We start from the raw sequence: 18,628 nt of genomic DNA on the forward strand, positions 1-18,628 counted from the left end.
GCGGCAGGCATAGCCAGTGTCGGACAGGCCGGTGTCGGCACCGCGACAAGCCCGCTCCGCCGCTCGATGAGCGAGAGCTACCGGTCCGGTTCGCGAGGCGCATTCCAGGCCATCGGCGGCAGATTCACTAATAGTCCAGAAACACAGACGTCCGCTCCAGGATCATCAGGTGGCGGCCCGCCTGCCTGGGCGCGCCGCATGAAACACCAGCAGACCCTTCACCACGGCGCCGCCACCGCCGCCCATGTCGTTCGCTCCGGCGATCATGGCGGTGGCGGGACCGCTGTCAGCCTTTCGGAGAAATCATGATGTTCCGTCGCCCGAGCGTTCGCTATTCTAAGACACCCGAGCCCGTCACGCCCTATCAGAAGGCCGCCCAGGCCTGGGATGAACGCATCGGGTCAGCCCGCGTCCAGGCCAGGAACTGGCGGCTGATGGCGTTCGGGTGCCTGCTGCTCTCGGCAGGACTCAGCGCAGCTTTGGCCTGGCAGTCGACGCAAGGGACGATCACGCCCTATGTCGTCGAAGTGGACCGGCTCGGCGCGGCGCAAGCCGTGGCGCCCGCGACCGCGGATTACCGCCCGACAGACCCGCAGATCGCCTATCACCTGTCGCGCTTCATCGAGAATGTGCGCCAGATTCCCGCCGACCCGATCGTGCTACGCCAGAACTGGCTGCGCGCCTATGACTTCACCACCGACAGAGGGGCGGTCGCCCTCAACGACTATGCCCGCGTGAACGATCCCTTCGCCGAGGTCGGCGAAACGCAGATCTCGGTCGAGGTCTCAAGCGTCATCCGCGCTTCGGAGAGCAGTTTCCGCATTGCCTGGATCGAGCGCCGTTACACGAACGGGCAACTCGCCGCGACCGAGCGCTGGACCGCCATTCTCACCATCGTCCTGCAACAGCCGCGCAACGCCGAGCGCCTGCGCAAGAACCCGCTCGGCATTTTCGTCAACGCCATCAACTGGTCCCGGGAGACTGCCCAATGACAAGAACACGTCCGCCTCGCAAAGCCTCCATCGCCGTCCTTTTGGTCGCCACCACCTTGTCGGGATGCGCGACCTTCAAACCACCCGAAATCGCCTATGACGAACCCGCCATCGAAGCGACGCTTCTCCCGGAACCGGAACGGCCGGTGCGGATCGTCGAGCGAACCGAACCGCTGCCCCTGCCGGGACAGCTCAAGCCGGTTGATGGCGAGGAAGAAGAACCGGAATCCACCGATCCTGCCGAACGCGTGACCGAGGCGAATGCCGCTGCGCGAATGGAGCCGGTGCGCGACGGCTTCATCAATGCCGTCCAGCTCTATCCGTACAGCGCCGGCGCGCTTTATCAGGTCTATACCTCGCCAGGCCAGATCACCGACATCGCCCTGCAACCCGGCGAGAAGCTGACCGGCGCCGGTCCGATCGCCGCCGGCGACACGGCCCGCTGGATTATCGGCGATACGCAAAGCGGTTCGGGCGACAGCCAGCGTATCCATATCCTCGTCAAACCGACACGGCCCGACCTTCAGACCAATCTCGTCATCAATACAGACCGGCGCACCTATCATCTCGAACTGAGGGCGAATCCGTCCGCCTATATGGCGTCGGTCTCCTGGACCTATGCCGAGGATGCGCTGATCGCGCTCAGGCGACGCAATGCCGAGGCTGAGGCTGGTCTGCCGATCGAACGCGACATCGCGCTCGACACTCTACGCTTCCGCTACCGGATCGAAGGCGACCGCGCGCCCTGGCGGCCGCGGCGCGCCTTCGATGACGGGCGGCAGGTCTTCATCGAGTTTCCGCGCGGGATCGGCCAGGGCGAGATGCCGCCGCTTTTTGTCATTGGGCCCGAAGGCGAAGGCCAACTCGTCAATTACCGCATCCGCCGCAACTACATGATCGTCGACCGGCTCTTTGCCGCCGCCGAGCTACGCCTCGGCGACGAACAGAAACGGGTACGGATCGTCCGCACGGATGGCGTGCGGCAGGCCGTAGCCGCACGCCATTCCTCCGGTGGAGGTCGCGAATGAGCGAGAAGACCGAGAAAGGGCCCGAGATCGAAGACGGGAAGGACATCGCTGCGTCGCTGAGACTGCGCGCCGATCCGCCGCGTGTGATGCGGCTCTCACGCCGGACGCTCATGGTTCTGGGAACGGTAGGCGGTCTTGGGCTCGGGGCCATCCTGATCGTTGCCCTGCAGGACCGCGAACCTGTCGATGGACCGACAGAGCTCTATTCCACGGAACGCATTCAGGAGGCTGAAGGCCTGTCGCGCCTGCCGGTGGATTACGAGCACGTGCCGCAACTCGGCCCGCCGCTGCCTGGCGAACTCGGACGGCCGATCCTGTCGGCTCAGCAACGCGGCGAGCCGGTCCCCTCGCCAGTTGTCACCACCCCGGCCGCCGATCCGGAGGAACAGCGCCGCGCCCAGGAAATGGAAGCGGCTCGCCTCAGCCAACTCTTCGCCGATGCCAACACCACCGTTCGGGAACCACCGCAAACCACGCAAGTGGCTGCCGCTCCGCCCACCGCCGAGTCATTCTTTCCCGCCAATGCGGCTTCCGCCGCGCCGGACGCGACGGAACGGCACGAGGCCTTTCTCGACGAACCTGTCGATCGCCGCACGACGAGTACCGACCGGCTCACCGATCCGCCAAGCCCCTATGTTGTCCAGGCCGGCGCGGTCATTCCGGCGGCGCTTGTTACTGGCCTTCGCTCTGATCTTCCCGGCCAGATCACAGCCCAGGTGACATCCCATGTCTATGACAGCCCGACCGGGCGTTTCCTGCTGATCCCGCAGGGATCGCGCCTCATCGGCGAATATGACAGCCGCGTCGCCTTCGGGCAGAGCCGGGTGCTTATTGCCTGGACTCGGCTGATTCTGCCCAACGGCCGCTCGATCACCCTCGAACGCCAGCCTGGTGCTGACGAAGCCGGCTACGCCGGGCTCGGAGATGGCGTCGATCATCACTGGGGAGGTCTGTTCATGGCGGCCGGGCTCGCCACCATCCTGAATATCGGCGTTGAACTGGGCGCCGACGATGATGACGACATCGCCCGCGCCATACGCGAAGGGACGCAGGACACGGTCGGTCGCGCTGGCGATGAGATCGTGCGCCGTCAGATTTCAATCCCGCCGACCCTGACCGTACGACCGGGCTTCCCGGTGCGCGTCATGGTCACCCGCGACCTCGTCCTCGAACCCTACGGAGGCTGAACCATGGCCGCCAAGCTGAAGCTTTCATCAATCCCCGACGACAAGCCTGTCAAACTGAGCGTGGAGCTTCCCCCGGATGTCCATCGCGACCTGCTGGACTACGCCACTGTGATGGAGCAAGAGACCGGTGAAAGCGCACCGGAACCCGCCAAGCTGATACCGCCTATGCTGAAGCGCTTCATGGCAACGGATCGCGAATTCACGAAAGCTCGGAAGTCGCTGCAGCAACCTTCGCGACTTCGCGAGCCAGACTCAAAAAACGCCTGAGCGCCGGATTGTCGTTTTCCGGGCGCCAGGTCAGCGAAAAGGGAATTGTCTCCGCTTTCCCGTTTTCCCTGAGGGGGATGAACACAACATCCGGATAGCGGGCGCCGCACCATTGCTCGCAAATCAGGCTGATACCGAGCCCAAGTCCCACGAGGTTCATCAGCCCTTCGCGTCGCATCCCGTGTACCTCAATGCGGGCCTGATGCCCGAAATCGCTTATCCTTCGAATGAGATAGTCATGAATCGTCGGCCCGGGCGCATCGGCGCTTACGATAAAGGACATCGCAGCCACGTCCGACCAATCGACATAGCGCCGCCCCGCCATGGAATGACCTCTTGCGACTGCGATGTAGAGGGGCGTGTTTGTAAGCAGTAGCACGTCGCCGTGATCTGGCGTTGGTTCACCAGCCGCGACGAGCACGTCTATGATTCTGTGACTTAACAAGGTCATCAACTCGCCGAGGTCTGCCTCCGTGAAGGATAATTGGACATCGGAATGCTGCGTCTGAAATCTTTCCACAACCTCACGCAAGGCCCCTCGCGATAGGGATGCAGTCAGGCCCACACGCAACTGTCCGTTTCCAGCCGTGCCTGCAGACTGCGCTGCCCGCACCGTCTCTTGGAATTGATTGGCAAGTTGCCGCGATCGAATGGCAAATTCCCAACCGGCTGCCGTAAGGCGGGCGCCGATCGGGCTTCTCTCGAACACGGAAACACCGAGTGTGTCTTCCAGTTTCTGCACCCGACGCGTAATTGCCGACTGACCGATACCCAGCAGCTTACCTGCCTTACGAAAACTACCGGACTCAGCGACTGCAAGCATCGTCTCGATGTCGAACATCTCGATGCGCGTGCCCTGTTGCCATCTCCCCGCCCGTTGCCCTCTTATGGTCAGATACTCGTTCACACGAAGTTCCTACCAGGCAATCAACGCCTTGGTGCTGGCGCCCGACGACATGAGCACACCGCCTCGGTCAGCGTGCCAACACAGCATCTTGCCTGGCCTTCCGGACATTGACTAAGAGACCGTCCCGCTCGACCGGCTTCCAATCGAGTTCAATGCGGGTCAAAGCGCTCGATGCTGGCACGTCCATCTGCGCGATTCTGGCAAGCCAACCGAAATGCGCCGGAGCTGCGTCGACCGAGACAGACTTGACGGGAACATCCAGCGCGGTGCCGATGACCTCCGCAACCTCGCGAACTGGAACGCCTTCCTCAGCGACAGCATGGTAGTACGAGCCTGATAGGCCACGGTCCAGAACGATCTTGTAAAGCCGCGCGGCATCAAGCCGATGTACTGCAGGCCAGCGGTTCTCGCCCGTACCGACATAGGCGGATACCCCGGCCTCACGTGCATGCGACATGAGGTAGCTCGCAAACCCTTGCCTCTCGCGGTCGTGAACCTGGGGCATGCGGATCACTGATACGTCCACACCATTCTCCCGGAACGCCATCGCGGTTTGTTCAGAAACGCGCGGAATCCCGTGCGCTCCGGCGGGCGGTGCGTCCCGTTCCGTCGCCGCGCGGTCCTCGATCACCGGAAGGCCCGAGGTGACGATGAGCTTCTTGCCCGTGCCCTCCAGCGCAGTCCCTAAGATTTCGATCGCCTGGCGATCCATCTCGCAACTTTCAGCAAACCGGGAGAAATCATGGTCGAAGGCCGCGTGAATCACGGCGTCTGCCTCCTCCGCGCCTTTGCGCAGGCTTGCCGGGTCCCGAAGGTCCCCTCGTAGGATTTTGGCCCCTGCGGAGATCACGGCGTTTGCGGAGTGTTCGGAGCGTGCAAGGGCCAGCACCTGATGGCCCGCGCTGTGCAGTTCCGGAAGAATGGCCGAGCCGACAAATCCGGTAGCACCGGTCAGGAAGATACGCATGAGATTCCTCTACTTTTGAAGCCGGGACGCGTCGGGCTCACCAGGGCACCGTGCCGTTCTCGTCGGAAAACGTGCCGGTCGGACCGTCGTCTCCGATCAACGCAAGGCGTACCGGCTCACGCGCGCCTTCTTCGACGCTGCGCGTTCCGTTGAAGTTGTTGAGCGCCGTGGAGGTAAAGCCGGGGCATGCGGCGTTCACCTTGATCTTGGTGCCTTCCAATGCCAGCGCGAAGGCGAGCATCACCGCATGGGCGGCGGTTTTCGAAGCCGAGTAGTTGCCGAACATCCGGCGATGCGAGTTCTCCGGGTCGGAGTTCAGTGTTAGCGAAGCGCCGGAACTGCCCGTCAGCACGATGCGCCCGGCCGGCGAATTATGCAAAAGCGGCAGCATCGCCTTGGTAATGGCGATGACCCCGAAAACGTTGGTCTCGTAGATCGCTCGGATGTCCTCTATCGGGGCATCGGTCATCAAATTGGTCTTCACCGCTTCCTCAAAGGACTGGCCCTCTTTCGCGCGGGAAATTCCCGCATTGTTCATCAACACGTCGAGCCGCCTGAACTCGCTTTCGATCCGTGCCGCCGCCGCCGCGATGGACTCCGGATCGGTCACGTCAAGCTGAATGCCATGGGCGTTCTTCCCAATCTCGCGTGCGGCTTCCTCACCCTTTTGCAGATCGCGGGCGCCCACCAGCACCGTCAGGCCCCGGGCTGCAAGATCCTTTGCGATCTGGAGGCCGATCCCCTTGTTTCCACCTGTCACCAAGGCAACACGTTCTTCCATTTTCCGTCTCCATGATATGTCTGGCCAATCCGGTCTCGCCCGCCTATAGTGCAAAACCGGAACGTTCGTCCACATATATACGGAACCTTGTTCCACTTATCAACCTCAAACTGCGGGATGTTCAGCTGTGGCCGGAAACCATCAGAAAAACGAGAGCTCCAAAGAGCAGACCGAACGTCCGAAACGCGCCGATGCGCAAAAGAACCTGGTGGCTTTGCTACAGGCGGCAAAGGAGGTTTTTGCCGAGACCGGGGTCGACGCACCGATGCGTGACATTGCCAGGCGCGCGGGCGTCGGCGTTGGGACCATCTACCGGAACTTTCCGCAGCGCGCCGATCTGATCGCCGCAGTATTTCGCCAGGAGGTGGACGCCTGCGCCGATACGGCCGAAGAATTCGCGCAACACTACGCGCCCGCCGAGGCGGTGGACCGCTGGATGCAGCGTTATGTGGATTTCCTCGTGGCAAAGCGCGGACTGGCCAGCGCCCTGCATTCGGATGATGCCGCATTCAAGCCGCTGCCCGCCTATTTCGATGCCCGGCTCGAACCCGCACTCCAGGGCCTGTTGAACGCGGCAACTGAGGCCGGGGAACTGCGCGGCGACGTCACGGCCTACGACCTCTTGCGCGCGGTCGCGGGTCTTTGCACGCCTTCGGGTCACGGTGATGTCGCACAGGCCCGCCGACTCGTGTCGCTTCTGATTGATGGCCTGCGTTACCGTTCGGAATGATAAAAGCGATTGAAAGTTTGATCTCCTGACTGCTCATCAGGGAACGGAAGGGCCGGCGCTATTGCGAGGAACACGGCAGATCGAATGCCGGGTTTAGTACACAGAGCGGCTGGTGTGCCGGCCTTCGGTACCAGTTGGACGACGGCGACATCGATCTCGCCTTGATCAAGCGAGAACCGCATGACAAACTTTGCCTGGCGAGTTGGACTGAGCATCTGGCATGGATTGCAGGAAACCGACAGCCTTGTCTCTCACGAGCCGATTTCTCTCGCAACGTTCCCGTCGGGCTGCATCTATCGCGAGTGCGCGATGCGGGCTTTCGAAGTGGCCGGTATTGGTGCATCGCGTATGCAACCCAGGGCTCATGGGGGTTCAGGCCGCTGACGCCGATGGTCTTGGTAATCAGTGTCTCGGCTCTTGACACCGTGTTAGGTGAACACAGGATATTGAGTGAGGGCTGCCTGCCAGATCTGGCCGCGTTCGAGCTGGTTCTCGTGACTGCCGAGCACCGACCGAGCCAAGCTGTGCAAACGGTGGCCACCGGAGCTATTGCCGCCATATCCTCATGTGCGGTGAGATCGATTAGATAGTCCAGCATCGCTCGCTTCCAGCGCCCATCGGAGTAGCGCTTGAAAAGGTTCGCCAAGTGGCAGCCCAAGGAGCATGATGGCGTATACGGGTGCGACCGAACGATGCGTTCGGCCGGGTCAGTTCCTCATCGCGCGCAACCTCGCGCCATCGCGCGCAACCTCGCGCCATCGCGCGCTGGTGGCGTGCCGAACATCCGGGTGTATTCGCGATTGAATTGCGATGCGCTCTCATAACCAACGGCATAAGCTGCGCCGGATGCATCGGCGTCTGCGATCAGACGCCGTCTTGCCTCCTGCAGGCGGAGCGCCTTCTGGTATTGCAATGGGCTCATCGCTGTTGCGGCTCTGAAGCGCCGATGAAAGGTGGCCGCACTCATCCCTGCAATCTCCAACAGCTCTTCAATCCGAACGAGACGATCGAAGTTCTCGCGCAGATGAGCGATAGCAGCTCTGATCTGCGCAATTCGGCCATCCGATCGAGCAGCTTGGCGGAGCAGAGCCCCCTGTGGTCCCTGGAGGATACGGAACAGAATTTCGCGCTCAAACAGCGGCGCTAACATGTCGATCTCATCCGGAGCATCGAGCAGCCGCAACATCCGTGACCAGACATCACGAAGCTCGGGGGTCATCGCGGCCACGGCAAAGGCCGTCGTATCGGCACTGTCTTCGCGAGCTATATCAACAACCAGGTCCGCAAGGACATCCTGGTCGATCGCCAGCCTCGCCGCGGCGTAGGGCGCATCAGGCGAGGACTCGATCATGACGCTCGATGCAGGCACGTCGACGGAGGCTATGAAAAAATGATTGGCGTCGTAGTGAAGCGTGCGGTCGCCGATGACGACGCGCTTGGTGCCGCGCAGCACAATGCCTAGCATGGGCTGGTACAGAGTTGGGACGGGCCAGCTGGTCTCCTTCGCGACATGAACGCTCACACGCGGGATCGACGCTCTCCCTGGCTGAGTGGCGTGGCGGTACGCGAGGTCGGCGAGAGTTTCGTGCATCATATTTCAATCCTTCGCGCCGCTGGCGAAGGCAAGCCTCATTAACCATCAAGATGGCATTTGATCGGATCAGGCAAGGGTTTGCGATGATCCGGCGTGGAGAAGTTGCGGTCAACCCCGTATATGAATGAAGAAGACTGTAGATCGAAGGGCTTGAAAAAGCGACATCTCGCCGTCTTTGGCGATGAAGCCACTCGGCTGGGTCGCCTGATCCATAAACCTGCCCGTTTCGGTTCACTCTGGAGAGCCCCCAATGCGCTATAACACCCTCGGCCGCACTGGCCTGTTCGTTTCCGAACTCTGCCTCGGCACCATGACCTTTGGTGGCCAGGGCGGCGGCCATCTCGGTATCGCGGGCCTGCAGCAGGACGAATGTACTGCACTGATCAAGACCGCGACGGATGCCGGCATCAACTTCATCGATACGGCCAACGCTTATGGGCAGGGCCTTTCCGAACGGATAACCGGCCAAGCGTTGCGCGATCTCGGCATCGCGCGGGAAGATGTCGTGATCGCTTCCAAGTTCTTCGGGCCAATGGGCGAAGGCCCGAACGCGCGCGGCACGTCTCGCGTTCATATGATGTACGCGTTGGAGGCCAGCCTCAAACGCCTGCAGGTCGACCATATCGATCTTTATCAAATCCACGGCTTCGACCAGTTCACGCCGATCGAAGAGACGCTGCGCGCACTCGACACCGCCGTCCGACAGGGCAAGGTCCGCTATATCGGGATCTCCAATTGGGCCGCTTGGCAGATTGCCAAGGCCATCGGCATTTCGAACCAGTTCAATCTGGCCCGCTTCGCTTCGCTTCAGGCATATTATACGATCGCCGGACGCGATCTGGAGCGCGAGCTGGTGCCGATGATGAAATCCGAAGGACTCGGACTGATGGTGTGGAGCCCGCTGGCGGGCGGCTTTCTGTCAGGCAAGTATAGCCGCGACGGCGCCAATGAAGGCACCGGCCGCCGCGACAATTTCGATTTTCCGCCAGTCGATGAGGAACGGGGCTACGACGTCATCGACGCGATGAAGCCGATCGCGGAAGCCAAGGGCGTTTCGATCGCCCAGATCGCACTTGCGTGGCTGCTGCACCAAAAGACCGTCACCAGCGTGATCATTGGTGCCAAGAAACCCGAACAACTCAATGATAACATCGCCGCGACCAAAGTGGCGTTGACCGACGCCGAGTTGAAAACACTCGACGAGGTCAGCAAGCTGCCCTCCGAATATCCAGGCTGGGTGTTCGACTACCAGAGCCAGGTCCGCGCCGGTCAGCTCAATCAAGAACGGCGCGGGAGTTGAGGGCACTCCCGGCGATTCGGCCGCGACGTCGCAGGCCTTGGTTCTGCTCACGCCCAACCCTAACAGGCCGTACGACTGGCGATTCCCGCAGCCCCGTGACCGGGAAGACCATCCAATAGGTACACCAGAATCAACACACCCGGCAGCCTCGCTTCGCGATCGGCACGCCCGGCCCCTCGCTCGTCCAGCGTACTTTCCGCGATTGTGCGGAGGCGGCGGGACGGGCCGATGAAGGCCCCGGTCAGGGTTTGCGAAACGTACGCTGGCTCTGGCCGATCCATTTCACGAAGGCGCGGTAGAAGACGCTGGTTTCCGCGTAACTGTTTCTGCGGCGATTTCGGCCATCGACAATATGCCTTTACGCAACAGTGTCTGTGCGCGGGGGCTGTGCAGTGCGTCCTTGATCGCAAGAATGCTCTGCCGCTCATCCCGCAGCTGACGCCTGAGAGTCGCTGGCGACATGTCTAGGCTTTTAGCCATAGTCTCGAACCACGGCCAATCGCTGAAGATCGTTTCTCGCAGGATACCACGGACTCGCAGCGCCAGCCCGTCATCGTGGCTGTAACGCACGAGGAGATTGGCACGGGCTGCACGCCCCGACGGGTCGGCGATACTGTTCCAGCACGCTGCAATGACCCGTCTGCTTACGCGAATTTTCCACGTAAGCACCAAGCCCTTGCGAGCGCGTTATCCTAAGCTATTGATTTATTGAGGGAAATGGCGCACCCACCAGGATTCGAACCTGGGGCCTTCGCCTTCGGAGGGCGACGCTCTATCCAGCTGAGCTATGGGTGCTTACCGTGTTGCAACTGCTTACGCAGTGCTTACGTGAACTTTTCGCGAGTTGAAAGATCAGAACGAAGACCTCGCAAATCCTTGTTCCTATAGTCCTTTTTCGTCTCCTCTTTGTCGCCCACCCCCTTGACATCAGCCTTCGGAGGGCAGCGCTCTATCCAGCTGAGCTATAGGTGCGTTGCCGTCCCCTGTAAGCGAAGCCGGCGGCGGGTGCAATCTCCCGGCCGCACGCGCGCGATATCTTTTGCAGGGCTGAAAGCTATGCAACAGTGCCGCCCGCATTCAAACAACCGGAGTTTCCCGCATGGCATTGCGCCCCCGATCTTACCTGCCCCTCCTGGCGGCCCTTGGCCTGAGCCTGTCCGTGACCGCCTGCGGCCCCTCCGGCGCCCCCGAGGACAAGGCGCCCGCCGCCGAAGCGCCTGACACCGAGACCCCGGACACAGAGCCGGAAACCGCCGAGCGCCGCGACAAGCAGGAAATCATCGACGAGTACGAAACCGCCCTCGAGGAAGCGCGCGAGACCGAAGGCCCCGGCCATCCCGCCCTCTGGGAAATGTCGGACGAGGACACAACCGTCTACCTGTTCGGCACGGTCCATATCCTGCGCCCGGACGTCGAATGGCGCACGCCCGACTTCAATGCCGCTTTCGAGTCCGCCGACACGCTGGTCCTCGAACTCGACATGGAGAGCGAGGAAGGCCAGAAGGCGGTCGCCCGCGACTTCATGCAGCGCGGCCTTTATGGCGACGGGCGCACTCTGAGCAATGAGCTCAATGACAGCGACCTCTCCGTCATCACCTCCGCGCTGGAACCGCTTGGCGTGCCCATCGCCGCGCTCGACCCGATGGAGCCCTGGATGGTGGCGGTGAACCTGTCGGTCATGCAGCTGCAGCAGGACGGGTTCGACCCGAATTCCGGCATCGAGCGCGTTCTCATCGCCGAGGCCCAGGAAGACGGGAAATCCTTCGACTTCCTCGAAACCGCCGAGGTCCAGGCGAACATCTTCGACACGCTGCCGGAGCCCACCCAGAAGACCTTCCTCTATGAAACCGCCCTCCTGCTGGACGAGTCGAGCGAGATGCTCGACCAGGTCGTCGATGAATGGGCCGACGGCGATGTCGAGGGCCTCGGCGTGCTCGTCGCCAATCCCGATACCGGCGGCGGCGAAGGCATGTATGACGCGCTCTTCGTCGAGCGCAACGAGAACTGGGTGCCCAAGATCGAAGCCCTGCTGGACGAGCCCGGCACCTTCTTCGTCGCCGTCGGCGCCGGCCATCTTGCCGGCCCGGACAGCGTGATCACCATGCTGCGCGAAGAAGGCCACGAGATCGAAGGGCCTTGATGGTTTCCTGTCTTGCTCCCGTTGCGGCGCTTTGCGCCTCACATGGAGCGGGCTCAGGGCTGTGTCCTTTCATTTTGATCCCCGCTTCGGCTTCGCCTGCGCGATGGATCTGGCTCAGGGCTGCCTCTTGCCCGATCTCCCCGGCGAAGGCCGGGGCCTCGGGCCATTGAAGCGGTCCGCCTGTGGCCCGGGATCCCGGCCTGCGCCGGGATGATCGGCGTGAACCCAGCATCAACCCCGCCACGGCGTCTCCGCCTGGCGCTCTCTCCTCGCCCCGAAAGACAGGGCCGGGCGCGTCCTGAAAAGACGCTGATGGAACTGCCAGCCTTTCGGCGTGGCTATGAGCGCCCATTGAGGACGCGCCCTGCGAAGGGTGTCGGCCGTTCGGGTGTCCCTTCCCGGCCCATCTCGGTAACGGTCTGCAACGCCAGGCTGCTGGCGTCCGCCTTCGTCCCACACGATGCTCACCGCTGGACGGGGCGTTAGGCCCGCCCGCAGCTAAAAGTCACCTCCGCATCCCCACCGCCATCCGGCCGGTCCGGACCGCCCTGTCAGAGCGGTGGGATGGAGAGGGTATAGCTGGCGGGTGAGAGGGGGCGGATGGATTTTCGAATTCTCCCCGGCGCACAAATTCTACTCTAGTTTGAGATACCTCAATGCAGGCCCCGTAGATGTCTGGAAGAACAGGACATTCCGACGTGGCCAGTTCCCACCGCCGGCTTTCGCCGGGCCATGACAGACAGCAATGCGGGCGGAGGAAGAGATGAGGCAGTGTTCTGGAATCCATGCCCTTGTCTGCGGACCGGACACAGCCCTCATGCGCGTTGCGACACGCGAGGGGGAAAGCCTCCAGCTTCGTGTGGCTGAAGCGGCACGCAAAGCGGCGCCTCCCGAGGAGGAATTCTTTGACACAATTGCGGATTTTGTGACCCGGGTGGTCGGCTGGACCGAGATCCCCGACCTGGCGCTTGTCGCTGGCACATCCTCACTTTGCCGGCTGCGCGAGCGGTTTGACGCGCGCTCGGGCGTGAACCTCGTCATGGAAATCAATGCCGACCTGGCCTGTGCCCCGTTGCACAATATCGAACGCACACTGACGGAATACACTCAGGCGAGCAGCTTGATGCAGGCGCGCCAACACCGCTCCTGACCGCCCGGCCTGGCTGTGGGATGGCGCCCCCAACCTGACCGGCTTCAGATCGACCGGATGCCTTTTTCGTCCCGGGTGAATTGCGCGGCCGACTGGACGTCGCCGAGCCAGAGCCATGGCGCGAGAAAGGGCTGGTCGCCGGAGGTCATGGCATGCTCCGCATTCGAGGGATGCAGGACGACCTCGCCGGGCGCCTTTGCCTCGAAAGGCGGCTGGTGCAGGGCCCAGGTGCTGCCCTGGCAGAGCACCAGGTAAAGCTCGACGGCCGGGTGATTGTGCCACTCATAGAGCGTGCCGGGCGCAAAGAGCGTCAGCCCGGCGGAATAGTCGTTTGTGCGCAGGAGCCCGCCCGGCCCGACGATTTCGGCATAGGCGAAATTTTCCGCGAAGGCCTCGCCCAGCTCCGGGTCGGAATAGCCGGGCGTCCACGGGATCTGCGCTTTGATCTGCTCGAGCGGATCGACAATATCGTCAAAGCCGTGGCTGGCGGCCCAGCCAAAGGCCTGGTCGAGATAGCGGGAAATGACGGGCGGATGCTGGACCTCCGCCTCCTGCGAGGAGCCTTGATAGGTCGCTTGCGCGGGGTAAGTGCGGGCCTGGGCCCGCTCGGCCCCGGGCAGCGCGCCGTCATCCGCACACAGGCGCTGGACGAGACCCTCCACGAAGCGAAAGGCGGGATGTTCGGCTAGTCGAACTGAGCGAACTTCTTCTTCCTTCGCTGAATTCGCTTCAGTTTTGCCCATAGCCAAGAAAACCCGGTTACGCCGATCAATCCAATAATGATGATCGCCAGCGCACTCGTCGAAAGGATGACGATCCTCTGGGCTGAACCTATGTGGTTCGTGACGTCATACAAGATGATCAGATCAGATACGACGCTCAGCAGCGACAGCACGGTAAAAAAGAAGATGAGACGGTTGGTGCGCGTCTGAAGCAGTTTCTGGGCCCGGTCCCTCAGCGAGGTGAGCGTCTCGCGAAGATCGGCGTTGATCGCATCCATGGCCTGCAGGAGCGCTTCGGACTTGTAGGCATCCCAGACGCTGGCATAGCGCACCCCGTCCTCGCCCTCCACGACCATCTTTTCCGGCCGCGCCTCGAAGCGGAGCATGGCGATGATCCGCTGGAAATGCTCCAGCTCGTCATAGTCTTCCCGGATATTGGCGAGCGAGCTGCGCATGTTCGACGAGTATTTCGCGCTGAGCGAGTAGAGCCCTTCCGACGCGCAGTAGAAAGCCGACCAGTAGGTATGGATGAGCGACCAGAGGAGCTTGGTGCGCTTGACCTCGCCCTCTTCGAGATCATGGTCGGCGCAGAATTCGTATTCGTTCCGCTCGACCCTCTGGCGCACCCTCAGGATCGCCTCCTTCGAGCGCCGGACCACGGCCACGGCGCCTTCGAAACCGACATGGCTGACCGGGATGCTCTCGGACTCGGTGCGGCCCTGGCCCTCACTGACCTCATTGAGGAAAGCCCGGCTCAGGCGCTCGATCTGGTGGACATTGATCTCGAACTGGGAAAGGGCCCCGCCGGTCTGGGTGAACAGGACATTCCGGCTGACCGGCCCGCACATCAGGGGCGAGCGGCCGGTGAGCGTCTCCACGTCGTAGTCCGGGCGCAGCTGGTTCTCCAGGCCATTGCATTCGCGCACCAGGAAGCGGCTGATCTCGCGATCGATCGCCTTCAGGTCCAGCTCGGCATTCGGCACGCCGGCGACCAGCTCCTTCACGATCTTGAGCTTGGTGTTGACCAGGCTCTGCTCCATGTCCCGAAGGGCCTGGCTGTCCAGGTTTTTCAGGCCGATGGAGATTTCGAGGCTGCCCAGCCCGTAATCGAAATAGATCGCCCGGCAGCGTATGCCCTCAAAACGGGACGCCCCGATCATCGAGCGGATCTCACTGACAAAACTGTCGTTAAAGGTGAAGGATCGCCAGATCTGCCCGTATTTGCGCTCTCTCAGCGTCCTCGGGCCCTTGAACTCCTCCAGCTCCCAGGTCTCGCTCTCGCCAGCCTTCTTGGTGCGCTCGTTCAGGGTCCGGCGCAGCTTCTTGATTTTGTCCGGGCGGTCATGGTGACCGTCCGCAACGGCTGTCGCGCTCGTCCAGAACGGCGCGATGAAAAACAGCTGAGCGTGTGTATCGATTTTGATCAGGTCGCTTGTGCCCGCCAACATGTCCCCCTCAGCTCACCCCTGAGCCGCCTTGTGACCGGGCCCGCGCCCGGATTTGCGCCCACGCCCCCCGCTCGGGTTGCGGCAGCAAGTGCAATCATTACACTTCCGAAAGTCATCAATGCAATCCATGACCGGGTCATCCTGCCCGGCGCCATCCCGACAGGAGCCTGGCATGTTTCCGAAATCTTCGTCCCTTCTCGGCGCGCTTCTTTTGATTTCGGCCTGCTCCAGCACAACAGCGCAGCAACCTGAGGGCGAAACCGCCCGGAATGCGGTCAGCGATGTCAGCTTTGTCTGTAACGCGGATGTCGAGCCTGCCAGCTATACGCTGGAAGAACAGGTCCTCGTCGATCAGCTCTGGGAAGAGACGCTGACCTATCTGCGCGGCTTTGCAGACGGGCTGACCACACCGACGGGAGCGTGCCTGGATTCCGCCGAGGCGACGATCCAGACCGTCTCCGAAGACGGCACGATCCAGACCGACTGCATCGCCCAGTACCGCGACGTCGAACTGGTGCTCAAACACGTCCAGGCCGTCCTCGACCACCCCGAGGAAGCGAAGAGGTGCTTCGACCCGCAAAAAGATTATGACGTCTTCCAGCTCTACACCCCCAATGCGGCGATGAAGACCGATCACGAAGTCGCCGGCTGGATCGACCGCCCGACCCTGACGGCCTATTTCTCGGAGCTGGGCGGCGAGATCGGCGCGGCTGGCGAAGAGTTGGCGCGGGATTTCGTGGACATCGCGAAAAAGGCCGATGCCTCCGCCAACTTTCCGGTGGACGTCTCCTATAACGGGCTACCCAATCTGTGGGCCGCGGTGGGCTGGCTGCCTTTCTATGCCGAGAACCCAGCCGCGATTAACCCCCGCTTCCGGGGCGCCTATGCCTATGCGGAGGTGATGGGCCCCTGGGGCCTCTTGCGGATCAAGTCCATCGATGGCGAAAGCGTCGGCGCGGAGATCGGCATGACGCTGCAGCTCGCCGACACCTTCTACCCCTATCACTACCACCATCCCCAGGAAATCTATGTCACCCTGACGCCGGCCGCCTGTGTCGGGCAGAATGAATTCATGGTCGGTCACTGGGACAATCCGCAATTCGAGCAGACCGAGCGCGAGGACGGGTGGGACGTCACCGTCGATGGCTCAGACGGGCGCTCGGAGGCCTGGTTCATCCCGCAATCCTCGGACGGGCATTCGCTGGCCTATTTCGAGCGCAACGCCATTCACGCCTTCAAGCTGAAGGAGGACTGCCGCTCGGGCGATGGGCATCAGGGGCTGGTGACGGTGTGGGCGAGGACGACCGCGCGCGACAATGACCAGACCACACATATCTGCTCGCCCGTCGATGGCGGCGACACAGCCCACCCGGACGAGGCCTATACCTGTTCGCTTACCGACTGGGAGAAGTAGGCGCAGCGGCGACGGACGCCCCGCTCAATCGGGCGGGTTGCCCTCCCAGTCGATGATCCAGTCGATCTGGTCTTCGTCGAGCACGGTGTCCTCGCTGACCACCTTGCCACGCACCGAATGGCCGTCTGTGTGGACGCGTTCCCGGTCGCCGCAGACCAGGTGGTGCCAGTCCGGCAAGCCGCGGCCTTCATGCACACGGCGATAGGCGCAGCTCTTCGGCATCCATTTCAGCTGCGAGACCTTTTCCGGGGTGAGGATGACGCAGTCGGGCACTTTCGCCTTGCGGTTCTCATAGTCCGAACACTGACAAAGCCCGGAATCGAGCAGGCGGCAATGCAGCCGCGTATAGGCAATCTCGCCGGAATCCTCGTCCTCGAGCTTGACCAGACAGCATTTCGCGCAGCCATCGCAGAGCGACTCCCACTCCCGGGCGCTCATCTCCTCGAGGCTTTTGGTTTGCCAGAACTCTCTTGCCATGCCGCCAGAATGGCTCAGGCGAGGACGTCTTGCCAGTCGGGATGACGCTGCAGCTGCAGCTTGGCGAAACTGCAGACCGGCACGAGCTTGAAATTGTCCGCCCGCGCCTTGTCGACCAGCGTGCCGACGAGCTTTGTGCCGAGGCCGCGCCCGCCAAGCTCGGAGGGGACACCGACAAAATCGACGCGCATGACGCCGTCTTTCGCCCACCCATAGCGGATGACGAGTTCGTGGCCATCCACGTCTGCGGTCAGTTCGCTGCCATTATCTTCCAAAGTGAGATCAGCCATTCAGAACATCCTGCCACTCTTCATGCTTTTCGATTTGGGCTTTCGCGAAGGGGCAAAGCGGCACGATCTTCTTGTTCTCCTTGCGCGCATCTTCGACCCCGCGCTGGACCAGGGCCTGGCCAACGCCGCGTCCGCCCAATTCCTTGGGCACGCCTGTATGGTCGATGATAATGATCCTGTCGCCGGCCTTGGAATAGGTCATTTCGGCCTCATGGCCGTCCACGGTCACGACATAGCGCCCGCCGGACGGGCCGTCTTCTCGTTTGATATCGAAATCGTCTGCCATGACGGGCTCCCTTGCTGCCAGCAGCCCTTAGCACCGCACGATAGAGGGGGCGAGCCAAATCGGGCCCGCCCGCCAGCATATGACTTATTTGCGCGTCGTCTCGTCAGTGCCGGACTCTTTTGAGGTATCCAGTTCGTCCTTGATGGCGTCCTTGGCCTCACCGACCGTCTCCTGGCCCTTGCCTTCGGCCTGCTTCATCTTGCCTTCGGCTTCGAGCTTGCGATTGCCGGTGACGACGCCGGCGACTTCCTTGGCCTTGCCTTCTGCCTGTTTGGCGAGGCCTTTCATCTTGTCATTGCCCATTTTGGGCTCCTTTCCGGGATGATTATCAGTCCCACTCTAAAAACAACCGGCCCGGGGGCTCTGTTCCGCAGGCTCGCAAATTTCATCTTGCATGCTAGGGACCGGCCATGAGCCGCCTGCCGCCGAGACCCGACCTTGCCTGGCAAGAGGATGGAACGCCTGTCGATGCGCGGGTGGGCGATGTCTATTTCTCGCGCCATAACGGGCTGGAGGAGACGCGCGCGGTCTTCCTGCAAGGCTGTGGCCTGCCGGCGCGCTGGCAGGACCGGACAGGTTTCACCATCGGGGAGCTTGGCTTCGGCACGGGGCTCAATTTCCTCGCCGCCTGGCAGCTCTGGCGGGAGACACGGGGTCCGGACGGCTGGCTACACTTTGTCAGTTTCGAGGGCTATCCGCTGGCACGGGAGGATGCCGCCCGGGCGCTCGCAGCCTGGCCGGAGCTGGCAGACCTTGCCGCCAAGCTGCTCGATGCCTGGCCGGAACGGGCGCGCGGCGTGCAGCGGCGTGTCTGGCCCGATGAGCGCCTGACACTGACGCTGCACACCGGCGAGATTGCCGAGATGCTGCCGCAGGCGCGGCTGCGCGCCGATGCCTGGTTTCTCGACGGTTTCAGCCCCGCCAAGAACGATGCGATGTGGGCCGAGA

20 protein-coding genes, 1 tRNA gene and 1 pseudogene are annotated in these 18,628 nt (G+C 62.3%); 11 read left to right on the forward strand and 11 right to left on the reverse strand.

Annotated features, from left to right (window positions below):
- From B8784_RS20315 to B8784_RS20335, 5 genes and pseudogenes are all read left to right on the forward strand, one after another.
- Nucleotides 1-309: pseudogene (locus B8784_RS20315) on the forward strand (P-type conjugative transfer protein TrbL); the annotation flags it as partial.
- Nucleotides 309-992, forward strand: a complete 684-nt coding sequence (trbF, locus tag B8784_RS20320) for a conjugal transfer protein TrbF (protein ID WP_084399902.1) — start codon at nucleotides 309-311, stop codon at nucleotides 990-992. The pseudogene B8784_RS20315 and the gene trbF, both read left to right, overlap by 1 nt.
- The gene (gene trbG / locus B8784_RS20325; RefSeq protein WP_084399903.1) at nucleotides 989-2,020 is read left to right on the forward strand and encodes a P-type conjugative transfer protein TrbG; all 1,032 of its coding nucleotides are present in this window, start codon (nucleotides 989-991) and stop codon (nucleotides 2,018-2,020) included. Before trbF ends, trbG begins: the two co-directional genes overlap by 4 nt.
- On the forward strand, nucleotides 2,017-3,207 hold the full coding sequence (locus B8784_RS20330) for a TrbI/VirB10 family protein (protein ID WP_084399904.1): 1,191 nt from the start codon (nucleotides 2,017-2,019) through the stop codon (nucleotides 3,205-3,207). The genes trbG and B8784_RS20330 overlap by 4 nt, the downstream gene beginning before the upstream one ends.
- A gap of 3 nt (nucleotides 3,208-3,210) precedes the next feature.
- Nucleotides 3,211-3,474, forward strand: coding sequence for a DUF2274 domain-containing protein (locus B8784_RS20335; protein ID WP_084399905.1), 264 nt, complete (start codon nucleotides 3,211-3,213; stop codon nucleotides 3,472-3,474).
- Here B8784_RS20335 and B8784_RS20340 read toward each other — a convergent pair.
- The 3 genes from B8784_RS20340 to B8784_RS20350 all read right to left on the reverse strand — a co-directional run bounded on the left by B8784_RS20340 (nucleotide 3,407) and on the right by B8784_RS20350 (nucleotide 6,129).
- A complete protein-coding gene (locus B8784_RS20340; protein ID WP_143435659.1) occupies nucleotides 3,407-4,381 on the reverse strand; it encodes a LysR family transcriptional regulator in 975 nt (324 codons plus the stop codon). The genes B8784_RS20335 and B8784_RS20340 overlap by 68 nt on opposite strands.
- Nucleotides 4,382-4,448: 67 nt before the next feature.
- The gene (locus B8784_RS20345) at nucleotides 4,449-5,348 is read right to left on the reverse strand and encodes an SDR family oxidoreductase (RefSeq protein WP_084399907.1); all 900 of its coding nucleotides are present in this window, start codon (nucleotides 5,346-5,348) and stop codon (nucleotides 4,449-4,451) included.
- 37 nt (nucleotides 5,349-5,385) lie between these two features.
- Complete coding sequence (locus B8784_RS20350; RefSeq protein WP_084399908.1) at nucleotides 5,386-6,129, reverse strand: SDR family NAD(P)-dependent oxidoreductase; 744 nt, start codon at nucleotides 6,127-6,129, stop codon at nucleotides 5,386-5,388.
- 127 nt (nucleotides 6,130-6,256) lie between these two features.
- On the opposite strand from B8784_RS20350, the gene B8784_RS20355 reads away from it, so the two are divergent.
- On the forward strand, nucleotides 6,257-6,859 hold the full coding sequence (locus tag B8784_RS20355) for a TetR/AcrR family transcriptional regulator (RefSeq protein WP_084399909.1): 603 nt from the start codon (nucleotides 6,257-6,259) through the stop codon (nucleotides 6,857-6,859).
- A gap of 715 nt (nucleotides 6,860-7,574) precedes the next feature.
- On the opposite strand, the gene B8784_RS20360 is transcribed toward B8784_RS20355, so the two are convergent.
- Nucleotides 7,575-8,453 carry an AraC family transcriptional regulator gene (locus B8784_RS20360; RefSeq protein WP_143435660.1) on the reverse strand — a complete coding sequence of 293 codons (879 nt, stop codon included), beginning with the start codon at nucleotides 8,451-8,453 and terminating at the stop codon, nucleotides 7,575-7,577.
- Nucleotides 8,454-8,703: 250 nt separating this feature from the next.
- Between B8784_RS20360 and B8784_RS20365 the strand changes: the two genes are divergently transcribed.
- The gene (locus tag B8784_RS20365; protein WP_084399910.1) at nucleotides 8,704-9,753 is read left to right on the forward strand and encodes an aldo/keto reductase; all 1,050 of its coding nucleotides are present in this window, start codon (nucleotides 8,704-8,706) and stop codon (nucleotides 9,751-9,753) included.
- Between the two features lie 718 nt (nucleotides 9,754-10,471).
- Here the strand turns inward: B8784_RS20365 and B8784_RS20375 are convergent.
- Nucleotides 10,472-10,548, reverse strand: a tRNA-Arg gene (locus B8784_RS20375).
- Between the two features lie 304 nt (nucleotides 10,549-10,852).
- Between B8784_RS20375 and B8784_RS20380 the strand changes: the two genes are divergently transcribed.
- Together B8784_RS20380 and B8784_RS20385 are read left to right on the forward strand one after the other, a co-directional pair.
- Nucleotides 10,853-11,893 (forward strand): TraB/GumN family protein, encoded by a 1,041-nt coding sequence (locus B8784_RS20380; protein ID WP_084399912.1) that lies wholly within the window; start codon nucleotides 10,853-10,855, stop codon nucleotides 11,891-11,893.
- An 817-nt stretch (nucleotides 11,894-12,710) separates the two neighbouring features.
- Nucleotides 12,711-13,043 (forward strand): hypothetical protein, encoded by a 333-nt coding sequence (locus tag B8784_RS20385; protein ID WP_084399913.1) that lies wholly within the window; start codon nucleotides 12,711-12,713, stop codon nucleotides 13,041-13,043.
- A 44-nt stretch (nucleotides 13,044-13,087) separates the two neighbouring features.
- On the opposite strand, the gene B8784_RS20390 is transcribed toward B8784_RS20385, so the two are convergent.
- Complete coding sequence (locus tag B8784_RS20390; RefSeq protein WP_158085769.1) at nucleotides 13,088-13,705, reverse strand: dimethylsulfonioproprionate lyase family protein; 618 nt, start codon at nucleotides 13,703-13,705, stop codon at nucleotides 13,088-13,090.
- A 23-nt stretch (nucleotides 13,706-13,728) separates the two neighbouring features.
- Nucleotides 13,729-15,213, reverse strand: coding sequence for a hypothetical protein (locus B8784_RS20395; protein ID WP_084399915.1), 1,485 nt, complete (start codon nucleotides 15,211-15,213; stop codon nucleotides 13,729-13,731).
- Nucleotides 15,214-15,385: 172 nt separating this feature from the next.
- On the opposite strand from B8784_RS20395, the gene B8784_RS20400 reads away from it, so the two are divergent.
- Nucleotides 15,386-16,627, forward strand: a complete 1,242-nt coding sequence (locus tag B8784_RS20400) for a dimethylsulfonioproprionate lyase family protein (protein WP_158085770.1) — start codon at nucleotides 15,386-15,388, stop codon at nucleotides 16,625-16,627.
- Nucleotides 16,628-16,651: 24 nt separating this feature from the next.
- On the opposite strand, the gene B8784_RS20405 is transcribed toward B8784_RS20400, so the two are convergent.
- The 4 genes from B8784_RS20405 to B8784_RS20420 all read right to left on the reverse strand — a co-directional run bounded on the left by B8784_RS20405 (nucleotide 16,652) and on the right by B8784_RS20420 (nucleotide 17,983).
- On the reverse strand, nucleotides 16,652-17,104 hold the full coding sequence (locus tag B8784_RS20405) for a YcgN family cysteine cluster protein (protein ID WP_084399917.1): 453 nt from the start codon (nucleotides 17,102-17,104) through the stop codon (nucleotides 16,652-16,654).
- 14 nt (nucleotides 17,105-17,118) lie between these two features.
- The gene (locus B8784_RS20410; RefSeq protein WP_084399918.1) at nucleotides 17,119-17,394 is read right to left on the reverse strand and encodes a GNAT family N-acetyltransferase; all 276 of its coding nucleotides are present in this window, start codon (nucleotides 17,392-17,394) and stop codon (nucleotides 17,119-17,121) included.
- On the reverse strand, nucleotides 17,387-17,680 hold the full coding sequence (locus B8784_RS20415; protein ID WP_084399919.1) for a GNAT family N-acetyltransferase: 294 nt from the start codon (nucleotides 17,678-17,680) through the stop codon (nucleotides 17,387-17,389). The genes B8784_RS20410 and B8784_RS20415 overlap by 8 nt, the downstream gene beginning before the upstream one ends.
- A gap of 84 nt (nucleotides 17,681-17,764) precedes the next feature.
- A complete protein-coding gene (locus B8784_RS20420; RefSeq protein ID WP_084399920.1) occupies nucleotides 17,765-17,983 on the reverse strand; it encodes a CsbD family protein in 219 nt (72 codons plus the stop codon).
- Between the two features lie 107 nt (nucleotides 17,984-18,090).
- On the opposite strand from B8784_RS20420, the gene mnmD reads away from it, so the two are divergent.
- The coding region (mnmD, locus tag B8784_RS20425; protein ID WP_143435662.1) for a tRNA (5-methylaminomethyl-2-thiouridine)(34)-methyltransferase MnmD at nucleotides 18,091-18,628 on the forward strand (538 nt) is incomplete at its 3' end.

The sequence above is a fragment of the Henriciella aquimarina genome, from assembly GCF_002088975.1.
GTDB lineage: Bacteria > Pseudomonadota > Alphaproteobacteria > Caulobacterales > Hyphomonadaceae > Henriciella > Henriciella aquimarina.

Excerpts from the sequence above, each read along its gene's own strand:
- B8784_RS20330 (WP_084399904.1), top strand. The coding sequence starts at position 2,017 with ATGAGCGAGAAGACCGAGAAAGGGCCCGAGATCGAAGACGGGAAGGAC.
- B8784_RS20335 (WP_084399905.1), top strand. The coding sequence starts at position 3,211 with ATGGCCGCCAAGCTGAAGCTTTCATCAATCCCCGACGACAAGCCTGTC.
- B8784_RS20395 (WP_084399915.1), bottom strand. The coding sequence starts at position 15,213 with ATGTTGGCGGGCACAAGCGACCTGATCAAAATCGATACACACGCTCAG.
- B8784_RS20380 (WP_084399912.1), top strand. The coding sequence starts at position 10,853 with ATGGCATTGCGCCCCCGATCTTACCTGCCCCTCCTGGCGGCCCTTGGC.
- B8784_RS20410 (WP_084399918.1), bottom strand. The coding sequence starts at position 17,394 with ATGGCTGATCTCACTTTGGAAGATAATGGCAGCGAACTGACCGCAGAC.
- trbG (WP_084399903.1), top strand. The coding sequence starts at position 989 with ATGACAAGAACACGTCCGCCTCGCAAAGCCTCCATCGCCGTCCTTTTG.
- B8784_RS20360 (WP_143435660.1), bottom strand. The coding sequence starts at position 8,453 with ATGATGCACGAAACTCTCGCCGACCTCGCGTACCGCCACGCCACTCAG.
- B8784_RS20400 (WP_158085770.1), top strand. The coding sequence starts at position 15,386 with ATGTTTCCGAAATCTTCGTCCCTTCTCGGCGCGCTTCTTTTGATTTCG.
- B8784_RS20345 (WP_084399907.1), bottom strand. The coding sequence starts at position 5,348 with ATGCGTATCTTCCTGACCGGTGCTACCGGATTTGTCGGCTCGGCCATT.
- B8784_RS20365 (WP_084399910.1), top strand. The coding sequence starts at position 8,704 with ATGCGCTATAACACCCTCGGCCGCACTGGCCTGTTCGTTTCCGAACTC.
- B8784_RS20415 (WP_084399919.1), bottom strand. The coding sequence starts at position 17,680 with ATGGCAGACGATTTCGATATCAAACGAGAAGACGGCCCGTCCGGCGGG.
- B8784_RS20350 (WP_084399908.1), bottom strand. The coding sequence starts at position 6,129 with ATGGAAGAACGTGTTGCCTTGGTGACAGGTGGAAACAAGGGGATCGGC.
- B8784_RS20385 (WP_084399913.1), top strand. The coding sequence starts at position 12,711 with ATGCGCGTTGCGACACGCGAGGGGGAAAGCCTCCAGCTTCGTGTGGCT.
- B8784_RS20420 (WP_084399920.1), bottom strand. The coding sequence starts at position 17,983 with ATGGGCAATGACAAGATGAAAGGCCTCGCCAAACAGGCAGAAGGCAAG.
- trbF (WP_084399902.1), top strand. The coding sequence starts at position 309 with ATGTTCCGTCGCCCGAGCGTTCGCTATTCTAAGACACCCGAGCCCGTC.
- B8784_RS20405 (WP_084399917.1), bottom strand. The coding sequence starts at position 17,104 with ATGGCAAGAGAGTTCTGGCAAACCAAAAGCCTCGAGGAGATGAGCGCC.